Source organism: Candidatus Hydrogenedentota bacterium, from assembly GCA_019637335.1.
Lineage (GTDB): Bacteria > Hydrogenedentota > Hydrogenedentia > Hydrogenedentales > JAEUWI01 > JAEUWI01.
Genome location: JAHBVV010000016.1, coordinates 1 through 13270, shown reverse-complemented (window position 1 = coordinate 13270; position 13270 = coordinate 1). Strand labels below are relative to the sequence as shown.

The window sequence follows — 13270 nt, the reverse complement described above, 5'->3', positions numbered from 1 at the left end:
GATCCCGCGTGAAGCCAACGCTATTTCAGCCCCGTCAGCCACGCCGACACGCCCGACGTGAAATCTTCTTCGGCCTGTTCCCGGAAGGGGGACACGTTGGGCTCGTAGCCGCCTTCGGCGAAGGCGGCTTTCGTGGGCAGGTAAAGCAGGGAGCCGTTGGTGAGCCCGAAGTACATCGTGCGCGCGAAGGGCGACGCCTCGCGGATGTTCATCGCGATTTCGCTGAACAGCTCCAGCGGCGCGGCCCAGATTGCCGTGTCGCCGTTGATGACGAGCCCTCGAATCGGGATTCGCACATGGTCGACGCCGTCGACAACCCGGGCGTAGTCCGCGAGTTCGTCGATCCAGCCCAGCCCCTCCTTGCGCGGGGTCACGATATTCGTTTGCGAGAGACGCAGGGAGACATCGCTGGCGCATTCCTGGATCGACGCGTTCAGTGCGAGGATGGGGTCGCCCAGGGTGCTCTCGAAGCTCTTGATGCGCGGGTCCGTGATGTCGTTGCCCACCGTGGGGAAGGGCGCGACGTTGCCCTCGGCGCCGTTCACGAAAAGGAGGGGAACGCCGAGCTTCGCCTCCACGTACTGCGAGACCCAGCCGGGGGCGTCGCCGCTGATCTGGGTATTGCCGCCGTGGAGGCAGGTGCCGTGGATGGCGTAATTGGCGATGAGGCCGATGGGCGAGCCGTCGGAGCGCTCCAGCCGGATAAGTCCGAGCTGCCGGTCCACCGGGCCCTCCGGGTTCTCGCCGAGCACGATTTGGCCGTCCCGCAATTCGCGGCGGTTGATGTTCGCGCGGGCCTCACCAATGCCGACGCCGAGCCGCGCGGGCTCCAGCTTCGCGCGCGCCTCCTTCACGCCCTCAATCAGGGCGCGGGTGACCCGGTCCCAGTAGGCGGTGTCGTGCGTGATAGAGAAGCGATCGCCGAGCGTGCCGCCGAAGAGCTGGCCGAGGTCCTGCGGCCCGACATGCGGCGCGGAATGGGTGTGCGTGGTGGACCACCAGATCTGCGCCGGCGTGATCCCGGTCTCCGCTTCGAGTTGCCGCGTCATCGCGTCGTAGTACGAGGGCGATATCGTGCAGCAGTCGGTCGCCACCAGATAGAAGGTAGTCTCTCCGTCGTCGAGCGCGGCGATGCGGTGGTAGATACGGTCGTGAACGCCCGTGGACTGGCGCGGCGCGTAGCCGTGGAGCCATTGCGGCGTGTCCGGCGTGATGTCCACCTGGACGCAGGCCGCGCGGAATTCGGCGGCGGCGGGAAGGGTGCAGAGGGCCAGCAGCAGGGCCAGGACGACATGTCGGGTCATTGAGTCAGGCTCCTTTGGGGTTGCATGTTCGCGAGGGCTCCAAGGTACAGCCTATTATGACACGTTGCGTCACTCGTTAAGGTTGAAAATGGACGGCGGCTTCGCCGCCTGGCAGGCGGGGACGCCTGCGCTCCCAGCCTTTGACGCTTCCTTGAGAGAGATGCTGTAATCTGGTTTGTGTGAGGTAGTTGTGGTGATGCGGAGGCGTTTTTCAGAGCAGCCGTTCATGACGCGTTGCGTCACCCGTTAAAGACGAAAGACTGCCCCTGACTGCTGGCGCTTCACTGAAGTCTCGCACGCTCAAGCCTTCGCGGCGGAGCCGCGGAGCTTGAACGTGGCACCCGCGGCTACCTTTGAAATTTCAGTGCAGGCGCCCTCGCCACGCGCACACGACATCGCATTTGCGACAGAGCTATCATGTGGAGCGGGAGCCAGTCCCGAAGGGCTACCGAAACGAACCGCGGGGCCTCCGAAGGCGGATCCTACACGATCATCCCGCCGATCAGTTCGGTAATACTGCCCACGCCGTGCTTCTCGCAATACGCGTCCAGCCCCTCCACCACCTTGATCGCCGCGTCGGGCTGGCGGAAGGAGTAACTTCCCACCGCGACCGCCGTGGCGCCCGCAAGGATGAATTGCATCGCGTCGCTCGCGTTGCAGATGCCGCCCATGCCGATAATCGGAATCTTCAGCACCTTCGCGCAGTCCCAGACCATCTTCACCGCCACCGGCCGGATCGCGGGCCCGCTCAGTCCGCCGACAATGTTGCTGAGGATGGGTTTGCGGGTCTCGGGATTGATGCCGATGCCGAGCAGGGTATTGATGATCGCGATGCCGTCCGCGCCGGCCTCTTCCGCCGCCAGCGCGGGCTCGGCGATGTCGATGATATTCGGACTCAGCTTAATGAACACGGGCAGTTTCGTCGCCGCCTTGATCGCGCGGGTGTATTCCTGCACCTGCTCCGGGATTTGCGCCACCAGCGTGCAGCCGCGCGCCGTCCGCGCGTCGTGCACATTCGGGCAAGACAAATTCGCCTCGATGGCGTCCGCCGCGCCCGCTTCGTCCAGGCGCGCTGCGAGCGTCGCGTAGTCCTCCGGCGTCTTACCGTAGATGTTGCCGATAATCGTGCAGCCCTTTTCGCGCAGGAAGGGCGCCTTGTCGCGCAGGTAGGCCTCGATGCCCACGTTCTGCAGGCCAATTGCGTTGAGCATGCCCGCGGGCGTCTCCACCAGGCGCGGCGGCTTGTTGCCCGCGCGCGGCTCCAGGGAGAGGCTCTTGGTGGTCACCGCGCCGAGGCGCGACACATCGAAATAGCGGTCGTACTCCTGCCCGTAGGCGAAGGTCCCGGATCCTACAGTGACCGGGTTCTTCATTTTCAGACCGCCGACGTTTACTTCAAGATTGGCCATGGCTCAGGGCTTTCTACGCGCCTTCTTCGGGAACTCTGGACCAAGTGTACAGGTTAGACCAGTTGGACACGTCCACTTCGTCCACTCAGTCCACTCAGTCCACCAGACTCAGTAGGCATTCCAATTGATCAACGAACTTTCAAACACTGGGCCATCGTAGCAGACCCGCACCATGCGCTCGGCCTCAATTTCCACGTTCGCCTCGACCACGCAGCCGAGACAGACGCCATCGCCGCAGGCCATTTCGGCTTCCAGCGAGGCGAGACACGAGATACCAAACTCCTGGCATACATCGTGCGTCGCGCGCATCATGGGCATCGGCCCGCAGCAGTACACCCGCGCGCCCGGTCCCGGCGCCAGTTGCCGAAGCACTTCGGAGGCGAATCCGTGCGTCCCGGCGGAACCGTCGTCCGTCGCGAGGTGCACCTTGCAGCCCATTTCGTGGAAATCCGCCTCACAGAGCAGCATCGATTCCGTGCGCGCCGCGATAATGACCTCCGGCTTTGCGCCCAGCTCGCGGATAAGCGCCTCCGCCAGCGCGGGAAACGGGGCCACCCCGATGCCCCCGGCCACCAGGATGTGCCGGTTGTAGGCGCTGTCCAGCGGAAAGGGTTGGCCGAGCGGCCCCTGCACGCTCATTGACTGGCCCGGCGTCAATTTCGACATCATCCGCGTCCCCTCACCTTCCACTTTGTAGAGGATGGAGATGCTGTCGCGAAAAATTTTTTCAAAGCACATGGGGCGCCGCAGGAAGGGGTAGAAGCCTTCCTGGACCTCCAGCATGCAGAACTGGCCCGCCGTCGCGTTTGCGGCGATGTCGGGCGCATGCAGCACGAGCCGGTAGTGGCCGGGAGCCACTTCCATGTGGGCCGTGATTTCGCAGTCGGCTACGAAGGGCATACGGTGATTATCTCCGTTCATCGATGATGAGTTGGTTGCGAAGCAGGCTCAGGCTCACGCGGATCCGTTCGGCGAGTACTTCGCCGACGCCGTCCACTTCGACCAGGTCGTCCTTGGGCGCGCGAAGCACCTGCTGGAGCGTCCCGAATCGTTGGACCAGGTTGTCGATAATCTGGTTGGACAGCCGGTGGGTGCTGGTGAGCACGCGGTACCCGCGGGGGCTGAGGTAGGTGTCGACACTGCGGAGGGCCGGCCCGTAGCCCAGGGCATGGCTGATGCTGCCCAGATTGAGCAGGTCCTGCTGCGATATTTCGCTTATCCGCTCGCGGACGGTTTCGTACGTAACGTTCTGGCGTTCCCGGAAGTAGTCCTTGATCACCAGTTCGGCTTCCTTTACCGGAAGCATCAACTCCTCCATCTGCATTTCGATGAGGCGGCCTTCCGTACCGAGTTCAATGATATAGGGCTCGATCTCCTCGGCGATGCGCATGACCATTTCCATCCGCTGGACGGCCTTGCAGACGTCGAAAATCGTGACCACGTCCTGAAACTCGCGCACCGTCAGATCCAGCATCGCCTGGTTCAGCACGTTCATGTACTTTTCCAGCGTCTGCACGGCCTGGACCGCCTTGTTGACCAGCGTCTGGATGCTGTCGAGGATATGCCGCTTGTCGTGCACGTAGAGGGTCACGCTGGAGCGCCGCTGCGACACCGCGATGACCACGCAGCCAGCCTGGTTCGCCAGGCGCTGGGCCGTCCGGTGCCGGGTGCCCGTTTCATCGCTGTGAATATTGGCTTTGGGCTTCAGAAAGCGATTCGCCGCGTGGATGCGCGTGCCGCTCTCGTTGAGGATGATCGCGCCGTCCATCTTCGAGAGCTCGTAGAGCATCTGCGGCGTCACCTCCTCGTCCAGCATCACGCCGCCCTCGGAGAGGTCGAGCAGGCGGCGTGGATTGCCGAAGCATAGCAGCGCGCCCGTGCCGGCCTGGAGGATCGTGGAGATCGCCTCCCGTATCGAGGTGCCCGGCGCCATCACCAGGAGCGCCTGGCGGAACGCCTCTTCGCTTGTCAGTTTCTTCTTCCGTGCCAACCTTTACGCCTCCATGGCCAGTTCGAGGGCTGCCTCCAGCTCGCCTGCCGGGTGGAGGGCCACGCCGTCCACCGCAATATTCTTCGCACATCCCCGGGGGAGTATACACCGGCTGAATCCGAACTTCGCCGCCTCCGCCACGCGCTGCTGCGCCATGTCCACCGCGCGCACCTCCCCCGCCAGGCCCACCTCGCCGAAGGCGGCCAGGTGCGCCGGGGCCGGCGCGTCGCGGAAGCTGGACACCAGCGCCAGCGCCACCGCGAGATCCGCCGCGGGCTCGTCCAGCCGAACGCCGCCCGCCACGTTTACAAACACATCGCGATCCGAAAAATGCAGGCCCGCGCGCTTCTCCAGCACCGCCAGCAGCAGGTTCACCCGGTTGGGGTTCACCCCGGTGACCGTGCGGCGCGGCGAACCCGCGTGGCTGTCGCCCACGAGCGCCTGCACCTCCACCAGGAGCGGGCGGGTGCCCTCGATACTCGGGATCACCACGGTGCCGCTCACGCCGACCGGGCGCTCGCTCAAAAACAGCGCGCTCGGGTTGGGCACCGGGTGCAGCCCGGTGTCCCGCATTTCGAACACGCCGATTTCGTTCGTCGAGCCGAAGCGGTTTTTCACGCCGCGCAGGATCCGGAGCGACTGCCGCCCTTCGCCTTCAAAATACAGGACGGTGTCCACCAGGTGCTCCAGCAGGCGCGGTCCCGCGATCGATCCGTCCTTCGTCACGTGGCCCACCAGGAAAACCGGAACCTGGCGTCCCTTGGCCAGACGCAAAAACTCGTTGGCGCATTCACGCACCTGGCTCAGGCTACCCGGCACCCCCGAAAGCTGGCTGCTGTAGACCGACTGGATCGAGTCCACCACCACAAACGCGTAGCCGCCCTTCTGAATCTCCTTCGCAATGCTGGCGACCGAGGTCTCCGTGTAGATAAAAAGGCGCTCGTGCACCGCGTTCAGCCGGTCCGCCCGGAGCCGCGCCTGGCTGAAGGATTCCTCCCCCGACACGTACAGCACCGGCCCGTGTTCCGCCGCCAGGTAGCGCGACAGCTGGAGCATCATCGTGGACTTGCCGATGCCCGGGTCGCCGCCGACCAGCGTCAGGGAGCCCGGGACAATGCCCCCGCCCAGGACGCGATCGCATTCCGACATGCCCGTCGGAATGCGCGCCGGCGGCGCCTGGCTCCCGTCGGACACCGGGATCGGGCGGCTCGCGGCGACAATGCTCGGGCGCGTGTGGGTCCCCTCCTCCAGCATCGCCTCCTCCGCCAGTGTATTCCATTCGGCGCACTCCGGACACTTGCCCATCCAGCGGGCGGTCACCGCGCCGCAGGACTGGCAGACGAAGTGCGACTTGACCTTACTCATGCCCCTCCTCCCCCGCCTTCCGCGCCCGCGTCACCGCAAGCATCCCGACGTATTCCGCGCCGGCGGGGGTCCGATCGAGCGCGGCGGCGTACAATCCGGAAAGTGACCCGTCCAGGTAGAGCGCATCGGGACACCCCAGCTCGTCCTTGAAAAACGAAGCGAAGGTATGAAGGTTGACGGGCCAGTCTGAAATCACAATTGCGATGCGCTTCCCGGTCTGCACACCAATGCCATTGCGAACGTATACGCTGGTGGAGTCCGCCTCAAATTTCGGGTGAAGTGCGTTCTCGATTACCAGCATCGGACCCGATTGAACCGCCAGCGACGGCTTCACGCCCGATGCCGCGTAGTCCTCGGTCGTGCGGATGTGCGCGCCCGCGTCATCGATGTAGAAGACCCCGTTCGGTTTCAGCGCGAAGTTGCCGCGGCCGCCCTTGTGCGGGTTCAGGGGCCGCAGTTCCTGGCCGCGCTCCACATGGAGCCCGAGCGGCGTACGATCCTCCGCATAGATCCCCGCATTCGTGGCGAGCACGAGTTCGCGGCCCTGGCTAAGGAGCCAATCCCGCAATCCGTGGAAATGGTGCAGGGCCTCGCCGTCGGGGCGTTTCCAGAAAAGCTCTAAATCCTCCTGCTCCAAATCGATCCAGGCGACGGTAAAAGGCACCTCGCGAAACGTACTGTTTTGGAACACGACCCCGCCATCGCGTGTGACCTCTTCGCCCGAGGCGACCAGCGACAGTACGACCAGCACCAAACACGCCCGCCGCGCGAGACGGGTCATCGCGCGAACACGAGGATCGGTAGCGGCGGGTCGAATCTGGAGCATGGATACCCTATAAGTCCTTTAATTTCTGTAAGATAAGAGTAACATACGAGGAGGGTTCCGGGCAATCTCCGCCGCCGATGCTCCAATATGACACATAATAGTCGCCCAACATCGATAAATCCGGCGCCGGTCGTCGCCCGCATGCGCATGCCCGGGGTGCATCAGGACAGGTTAACTTGTTAGAATCCGCCACCAATTCGCCGCCGCAATACGCGGTTTTCCGGGCCACCACGCACCGTCCCCTCCGAAAAAAGGAAGAAGCGCACATGGAAACGCTCCGTTTCTTGAATCCCGAAGAAGTCCGCCAGGTTGCCGCCGAGCATGGCACGCCCGTGTACGTTTACGACGCCGCCACCCTGCGGGTGCAGGCGGCGGCGTTGCTGGCGTTTCCCAATGCGTTCGGGATAACCGCGCGCTATGCGATGAAGGCGCTACCGACGGCGGCGATCATCCGGCTCCTGAACGAAGCGGGTCTTCATATCGACGCCAGCAGCGGCTACGAGGCCGAGCGCGCCCTGCGCGCGGGTGTCGCGCCGGAGCAGATTCAGATCACGGCGCAGGAGCTTCCGAGAAATCTGAAGGAACTCGTGGACCGCGGCGTGCTGTTCAACGCCTGCTCGCTGAACCAGCTCGAAGCCTATGGCCGGCTCTCTCCCGGCACGGAAATCTCCGCGCGCATCAACCCCGGCCTCGGATCGGGCCACAGCAACCGGACGAACGTCGGCGGCCCCTCCTCCAGCTTCGGGATCTGGCACGAGCACCTGGACGAGATTAAGGAAATCTGTGCGCGGCATCGGCTCCGGCTCACCGGGATGCATACCCACATCGGATCGGGATCCGATCCCGACACCTGGGCGCATTGCGCCGGCCTCTCGCTGGGCATTGTGGAGCGCCTCCCGGAGGTCACCCGCCTGAGCCTCGGGGGCGGCTTCAAGGTCGGTCGAATGGCGGGCGAGATCTCCGCCGACATGGCCCTGATCGGCAACCGGGTCATGCAGGACTTCGTGGCCTTCGCGAGCCAGCACGGGCGCAAGCTGCACCTGGAGGTGGAGCCGGGAACCTTCCTGGTCGCCAACGCCGGCGCGCTGGTGTGTTCGGTGGCGGATGTCGTCGACACGGGCGAGGACGGCCACACGTTCTTGAAGATCGACGCGGGGATGACGGAGATCGTCCGGCCCGCGATGTACGGCGCGCAGCACCCCATCGTGGTGGTTCCCGCAGCGAACGAATCCCGGGGACACGGCACGTACCTGGTCGCGGGGCACTGCTGCGAGAGCGGCGACATCCTCACGCCCGAGCCGGGCAATCCCGAGGGGCTGCTGGAGCGCGAACTGACCGAAGCGCGCCCCGGCGACTTCCTGGTGATCGAGGGCGCGGGCGCCTACTGCGCCAGCATGGCGTCTCGAAACTACAATTCGTTCCCCGAATGCGCGGAATTGCTGCGCGAGGGCCCGGGCGCGTTCCGTCTCATCCGCAAGCGCCAGCCGCTGGAGCAAATCTGGCAGAACGAAGTGCTCTGACCGCGGCCTCGCGACTCAAGAAGCCAGGGCATACACCACGAGGCCGATCAGCCCGGTGACCAGCGCGTAATACGCGAAGGGGAGCGCCGTCTTACGCAGGATGACCCCCTCCTTCCCGAATAGCCCGGCTACGGCCGAGGCGGCCACGACATTGTGCACGCAGACCATATTCCCCGCCGCGCCGCCGACCGCCTGCAGCGCCACCACCCACGCGGGGTCCGCCCCGATGCGCTGCCCCACGTCGAATTGAAACAGGCTGAACATCATGTTCGACACGGTGTTGCTCCCCGCGATAAAGGCCCCCATCCCCCCAATGAGCGGCGCGCAGAGCGGCCACGCCTGCCCCGCGACGCCCGCGACCGCCGACGCGAGCACCATCGGCATCGCATCGAGACCGCCGCTCCCGCCGCCGGAGTGAATGAACACCTGCACCATCGGCACGGTGAAAATCAGCGCCACGGACGCCGCGCGCGTGGTGCGCAGCGACGCGGCCCACGCGCGCCGGTAGGATTCGCGGTCCATGCGATGCAGCGCGAAGGTAATCAGCGACACGGCGACGAACACCGTGCCGGGCAGGTACAGCGGCTGCACGGACGCGGTGATGTTTGTGCCGAGGATTTCGGGATACTCGATGGTCCACGCCCGCAACCACGCGCCTAATGGCAGAAACTTCAGCCGCGTGGCAAACAACAGCGCACCCACGAGGATGTAGGGCGACCAGGCGCGCAACGCGGTCATCCCCGCGCCGGCATCGGGCCGGGCCTCCACATGCAGCGCGCCCGTCCATGCGAGATCCCAGTTTGATGCGGGGCCGAAGGTCCAGGGCTGGCTTCGATCCGGCATGAGAAAGCCCTTCCGCGCCGCCGTCACCACCACCGCGAGCCCGACCAGGCCGCCCGTAATGGTGGGGAACTCAGGGCCGAAGAACACGGCCACCAGCATGTACGGAACCGTCATGGCGAAGGCCGCGAAGACGGCGAATCGCCACACCGCGAGCCCCTCGCGGACGCTGCGGTTTGGCCCGAAAAAACGCGTCATGAAGACCACCACAATCAGCGGAACGAGCGCGCCCGCGGCGCCATGCAGCAGGGCCACGCGAACGCCAATGTGCGAGAGCAGCAGGTCAATGTCGCCAAGTTGCTGCTGCGCGATATACCCGTTCACCGCCTCGTTGTTCTCGAGGCCCTTGCGGATCCCCACCAGAATCGGGGTGCCCGCCGCCCCGAATGACACCGGCGTGCTCTGGATGATCATCCCGGCGACCACCGCCGCCATGGCCGGAAATCCCAGCCCGACCATCAGCGGCACCGCGACCGCCGCCGGCGTGCCAAAGCCCGCCGCGCCTTCGATGAAGGATCCGAAGAGCCACGCCACGATGATCACCTGGATCCGCGCATCCGGCGTCACCCCCGTGAAGCCGGATCGGATGACCTGCAATCCGCCGCTTTCGTGCAGCGTGTTGAGCAACAGGATCGCGCCAAAGATGATGAACACCAGGCTCAGCGCGATAATCACCCCGTTGATGGTCGCCGCGGCCACCTGTGCGCCCGGCACGCCCCACGCCCACACGGCGAGCCCCGCCGCCACGATATAGCACACCGGCATCGCGCGGCTCGCCGGCCACCGAAGCCCCACCAGCAATATCGCCACGGCCAACACCGGCGTCAACGCCAGAAATGCCATCATCGTCCGCTCTCCCACGGCCCATCCGCGAACCCCGATAATACCAGCGACACCCCGCCACTTCACCCTTTCCGCCTGCGGCGGACGTGCCTCACCCCCGGAACTCGTTCCCACGGTCCCCCGTGGGAATGCATTCCGTTCCGCTCCGCGGAACAGCGCCACGAGAAAACGCGATCTAATCTTCGGGTGAAGCTCTGATATTACCGATGAATCGATTGGCCGATCGATGATGCGGGCTTTCAGCCCTTGATAAGTTTGGCGCCTCGATTCATGGGGCGTTGCCCCATGCTGGTATGGATCGGACCTTCGGCCCTGAAAGAAACCAGGACCATCTTTGGCGCCAAAGGCGCCACCCATACCAGCCTGGGCCAACGGCCCAGGCAAATGGCGAACAAGAATGGCCAGGGCTGAAAGCCCGTACCATAGAATTTGTTGCGGGTTACAACGCGTTAATGGGAATCGGCAACTGCACGTGTTCACCAATCGGTAGTATCAGAAGTTCACCCTAATCTTCGCCCATCACCCTTTCCGCCTGCGGCGGACGTGCCGCACCTTCACCCTTCACCCGTCATTGACACCCGGCGCCCGCTTGCAGTATTCTGAGCGTGCTGGTTCTCACGGACGCGGTCGCGCGTTCGTGCGCTAAGAGGGAATCCGGTGTAAGTCCGGAACTGCCCCGCAGCGGTAATCAGGAACGAAAGGCGCAAAGGGTTCGTAAGAGCCCGGAAGAAATGCACTGATCCTGGCGATACAGGGTTGGGAAGCAGCGCCCGGTAGGAAATCCCGACGGATCGGGGTCGCCTGAAAGTCCGAAGACCTGCCAGCCGAGTAATCCACGGGTGCGCCATACACCCGGGGGCCCCGAGGGATGGGCCGGCGCATGGCGGGCGTTTCAAGCGCCCCGGCGAGTTGCCGTATTCACCCCTCCTCCCCCCAGGCATGGCCCCCTTTACTGCGTTTAACCGAGGGGTTGCCCATGCCGAAGCATGGCCACATAGCCGCGGGCCGCCTGGCCCGGGTGGTCTGGTTTCTATCCGCCATTTGTTGCGCGCTGGCCCTGGCCGCGCGCGCCGATGATCCGTGGGCGGACCGTGTCGCCGACGTGCTCGCGATCAATCCAAACCCAGGCTTCAACACGCCGGAAAAGGCCATCGGAAAACCCACCGGAGGCGGAACCTTCGCCGCGAACAACGGCAGCCTCCACTCCATCGGAACGCCGGGCAGTTACATCGTGCTCGCCTTCGACACCCCCGTCGAAGACGACCCGAATAACCCGATGGGCTTGGATTTCATCGTCTACGGCAACGCCTACTGGGTCGGGGGCGATCCGCTGCGGAAGTTTTCGGAACCGGGCCTCATCGAAATCAGCGAGGACGTCAACGGAAACGGCATACCCGACGATCCCTGGTACGTGATCCCGGGCAGCCGCATGCTGGGCGCAAATATTCTTCCCGACGGCATCGAAAACCCCACGCCGCCGATGGCGGGATTCGTGATCAACCCCAACGCCGACGGCACGGAATACGACTGGGGCTACCTCGATCTGTCGCCCACGCAGCAGGAGTACCTGGACAACTACGTCCGGCCCGATGACCCATTCCGCACCGGGCTGACCCCGGGCAGCGGCGGCGGCGACGCCATCGACATCGCCTGGGCCGTTGACGCCAGCGGCCAGCCCGCCGGTCTGCAACGCTTTCATTTTATCCGCATTTCCGCGTTCATCGACTTCCTGAACGGTCCACTGGGTTACATGACGCCGGAGATCGACGCCGTGGCCGATGTCGCGCCCGACATCGATACGGATGGCGACGGCATCCTGGACGATTACGAGATCCGGGTCTCCAACACCGACCCCGAGCGCCCCGAGAGCACGGTCCTGCCGCTGGAATTCCCGCGCGAAGAGGGTGACAACACGCCGGGCGCCTGGCTCGGAACGGCCGGCAACGCCGCGGGCGATCGCTTCACGCTCTACAGCGCCGGGACCCGCACCGGAGACCGCGCGTTTAACTGCATCGTGGACATAAATGCCGTTGACGACCCCGGAGACGCGATCCCGGGCCTCCTGAAGGCCTCACGCGTTGTCCAGTTTTTCAGTTCCGAATCGGATTTCTCCCTTGCGCAGGTAGCGCCCGCGGAATTCACCCTGGCCTACACGATCGACGAAGTGGACGGGCTTGAGGTGGCGCAATTGACGCCGTTCCGCCATGTCGAAGGGACCGGATTCACCCAGGACGACATCGCGTCGGTGGTTCATGATCCGACAAGCCGAACCGTCACGTTCCGAAGCAACACCCCGGGAGTTTTCGTGCTCGCGGCTCCGCCTGCCGCGGCGGAAGGTGAAGGCGAGGGTGAAGGCGAAGGCGAAGGTGAGGGTGAGGGTGAGGGTGAGGGTGAGGGTGAGGGTGAGGGTGAGGGTGAGGGTGAGGGTGAAGGCGAGGGCGAAGGTGAAGGCGAAGGTGAAGGTGAGGGTGAGGGTGAGGGTGAGGGTGAGGGCGAAGGCGAAGGCGAAGGCGAAGGTGAAGGTGAAGGTGAAGGTGAAGGTGAAGGTGAAGGTGAAGGTGAAGGTGAAGGTGAAGGTGAAGGTGAAGGTGAAGGTGAAGGTGAAGGTGAAGGTGAAGGTGAAGGTGAAGGTGAAGGTGAAGGTGAAGGTGAAGGTGAAGGTGAGGGTGAAGGTGAGGGTGAAGGCGAAGGCGAAGGCGAGGGCGAGGGCGAGGGCGAGGGCGAAGGCGAAGGCGAAGGTGAAGGTGAAGGTGAAGGTGAAGGTGAAGGTGAAGGTGAAGGTGAAGGTGAAGGTGAAGGTGAAGGCGAGGGTGAAGGTGAAGGTGAAGGCGAGGGTGGGCTATGGGTCGCCTTTGACGCCGCGCCAACGTCGGGATCCGCGCCGCTCGCGGTGCGCTTCACGGACCGTTCCTCCGCCGCGGATGCCGCCATCTCCACCTGGTTCTGGTCCTTCGGCGACGGAGCCGTGTCGAACGAACAACATCCGTCGCACACCTATGCGCACCGGGGGGCCTACACCGTTCAATTGACGATTGCCACACCCGAGGGCGCGGTCGCCCATACCCGAAGCGTGCGGCTCATCACCGTAACCGACGCTGCGGAGGGTGAGGGCGAGGGTGAGGGTGAGGGTGAGGGTGAGGGTGAGGGTGAGGGTGAGGGTGAGGGTGAGGGTG

General features: G+C 64.6%; 8 protein-coding genes, 1 pseudogene and 1 riboswitch. Of the genes and pseudogenes, 2 read left to right on the top strand and 7 right to left on the bottom strand.

All coding sequences use genetic code 11. The features are described from left to right. Positions 1 to 20: 20 nt before the first annotated feature. From KF886_16525 to KF886_16500, 6 genes are all read right to left on the bottom strand, one after another. Positions 21 to 1304 (bottom strand): neutral/alkaline non-lysosomal ceramidase N-terminal domain-containing protein, encoded by a 1284-nt coding sequence (locus tag KF886_16525; protein ID MBX3178961.1) that lies wholly within the window; start codon positions 1302 to 1304, stop codon positions 21 to 23. 482 nt (positions 1305 to 1786) lie between these two features. Beyond that, positions 1787 to 2713 (bottom strand): dihydroorotate dehydrogenase, encoded by a 927-nt coding sequence (locus KF886_16520; protein MBX3178960.1) that lies wholly within the window; start codon positions 2711 to 2713, stop codon positions 1787 to 1789. Between the two features lie 108 nt (positions 2714 to 2821). Then, positions 2822 to 3613: a dihydroorotate dehydrogenase electron transfer subunit gene (locus KF886_16515; GenBank protein MBX3178959.1), complete on the bottom strand. Its 792-nt coding sequence runs from the start codon at positions 3611 to 3613 to the stop codon at positions 2822 to 2824. 7 nt (positions 3614 to 3620) lie between these two features. Continuing rightward, on the bottom strand, positions 3621 to 4703 hold the full coding sequence (gene disA, locus KF886_16510) for a DNA integrity scanning diadenylate cyclase DisA (GenBank protein MBX3178958.1): 1083 nt from the start codon (positions 4701 to 4703) through the stop codon (positions 3621 to 3623). Between the two features lie 3 nt (positions 4704 to 4706). Continuing rightward, positions 4707 to 6068, bottom strand: a complete 1362-nt coding sequence (gene radA / locus KF886_16505; protein MBX3178957.1) for a DNA repair protein RadA — start codon at positions 6066 to 6068, stop codon at positions 4707 to 4709. Next, positions 6061 to 6894, bottom strand: a complete 834-nt coding sequence (locus tag KF886_16500) for a phosphodiester glycosidase family protein (protein MBX3178956.1) — start codon at positions 6892 to 6894, stop codon at positions 6061 to 6063. The genes radA and KF886_16500 overlap by 8 nt, the downstream gene beginning before the upstream one ends. 266 nt (positions 6895 to 7160) lie before the next feature. Between KF886_16500 and KF886_16495 the strand changes: the two genes are divergently transcribed. Then, positions 7161 to 8414 (top strand): diaminopimelate decarboxylase, encoded by a 1254-nt coding sequence (locus tag KF886_16495; protein ID MBX3178955.1) that lies wholly within the window; start codon positions 7161 to 7163, stop codon positions 8412 to 8414. 15 nt (positions 8415 to 8429) lie between these two features. Here the strand turns inward: KF886_16495 and KF886_16490 are convergent, their stop codons facing one another. After that, positions 8430 to 10100 carry an L-lactate permease gene (locus KF886_16490; protein MBX3178954.1) on the bottom strand — a complete coding sequence of 557 codons (1671 nt, stop codon included), beginning with the start codon at positions 10098 to 10100 and terminating at the stop codon, positions 8430 to 8432. Positions 10101 to 10689: 589 nt separating this feature from the next. After that, positions 10690 to 10937, top strand: a riboswitch (cobalamin riboswitch). Positions 10938 to 10965: 28 nt separating this feature from the next. On the opposite strand from KF886_16490, the pseudogene KF886_16485 reads away from it, so the two are divergent. Next, a pseudogene (locus KF886_16485) lies at positions 10966 to 13131 on the top strand (PKD domain-containing protein). Positions 13132 to 13270: the final 139 nt, after the last annotated feature.